The sequence below is a fragment of the Providencia sp. UF-183 genome (genome assembly GCF_058246155.1).
The window spans coordinates 1-1,445 of record NZ_JBSICD010000056.1; the positions used below are offsets into that span (position 1 = coordinate 1).

Annotated in this window: 2 protein-coding genes; one reads left to right on the top strand and one right to left on the bottom strand. The window is 38.4% G+C overall.

Features of this window, described 5'->3' with window-relative positions:
- Positions 1 to 954, top strand: a 954-nt coding sequence (locus AC4IFT_RS22285; RefSeq protein ID WP_490752907.1) for a VENN motif pre-toxin domain-containing protein, incomplete at its 5' end; no start/stop codon positions are given.
- A gap of 377 nt (positions 955 to 1,331) precedes the next feature.
- Here the strand turns inward: AC4IFT_RS22285 and AC4IFT_RS22290 are convergent.
- Positions 1,332 to 1,442, bottom strand: coding sequence for a SymE family type I addiction module toxin (locus AC4IFT_RS22290; RefSeq protein WP_490752908.1), 111 nt, complete (start codon positions 1,440 to 1,442; stop codon positions 1,332 to 1,334).
- Between the last annotated feature and the right edge of the window lie 3 nt (positions 1,443 to 1,445).

Below are 1,445 nucleotides of genomic sequence, written 5' to 3' on the forward strand. Positions count from 1 at the left end.
GGTGGATTAGTCGGCGGCGATACGTCCAGTGCAGCAAATGCCGCAGAGGCCGGGAAGACCACAGTTGAGAATAACTACCTGAGTGAAAAAGAAGCTCGTCAATTAGATAAAGATCTTGCAGCATGCAAAGCAGAAGGGAGGGATTGTCGCCCTATTCTTCAAGAGTATATTGATATTAGTAATAAAAATAGCAAAGAGTTAATAGATGCATGTACTGGTGGTGGTGTAGCTTGTGTCACTTGGGAAGATATGATCATGGGATATACTAATGTAGCCAATGATGAACATCCTTTACAGATAAGATTTGATGAGAAACTTAAAGATCCTGATGCTGCGGCATTGGTTAACTATCTTAATGGCTCAGACTTAAAATTCTTAAAAGATAATATAACGGATGGCGATAGAATATTAGATGTTGTGATGACCCCAACATCTTGGCCCGTGATAGTTATGGGTTCAAAAAACATCCTAACTAATAGTGTCACAAAAGGGAAAGAGCAGTTAATTGCGGTTGGTGTTTCAGGCGTAGCAAACGCAGGCATTCAATATGGTTTTAATGGTGAAGTTAAGCTTTCGGATGTTATTGGTGCAGGTGTTATTGGATCAATAACGGCTGGAAAAGGCTATAACCCAACAGTGACATGGAATGCTATTGGTGGATATTATCAAGCTGAAATTAAAGGTGATGATCCTTTCTTGGGTGCACTATTAAGTAAAACAGGTGCTTCTGTCGGTTATGGGGTAAGTAATATGCTAAAAATCCCTTTTGATAAAGTTCTTAATCCTGTGTCAAAACAATATGAATGGGTTCCTACCGGAGTATGGACAATTACAAAACCTGTCCCACAAAATCCTATACCTAACTTAGTTGGTAATGCTCTAGGTAGTGGAACTAGTGAGTCGACAATAGATCAGTTGCCAAAAATCATTAATTCGGATAGTAGTGATGACTAAGAACCATATTGCGAAATTTTTTGTATTATTTTTATATATAGGATGCTCGTTATTTTTAAGTATATTTATCATGCTACTATTATTCACATTTATTGGCTGTGAGCTGAATGCAACATGGGAAGCGTGGGGACATATAATTCAATATAATGCATTACTGAGTGCTAAATTAAGTTTAATATCAGTGCCTATAACTATTATTTTATGGTTATCTTATTGGAAGGAATTATAAATAAAGTAGTATTATGAATAACTAACATTGAAATATTGACCCTCTATTTTTCATAAAGGGCTCTTTCATCTTAAATGCTCTATTCCCCCTCAGCCAACCGGATAATCAACTGTCCGGCTTGGCGAGTGAGGGTAAAGTGGCTGCCCACCTAAAACTCCAACTCTTTCAGCCACTTACCGCTGATGGTCAGTTGTGGGCTGGGGTTTGGCTTTCCTCGGTTCGGTAAGTAACCCACTGTATATTGTCTGGTTTTGACCACGTT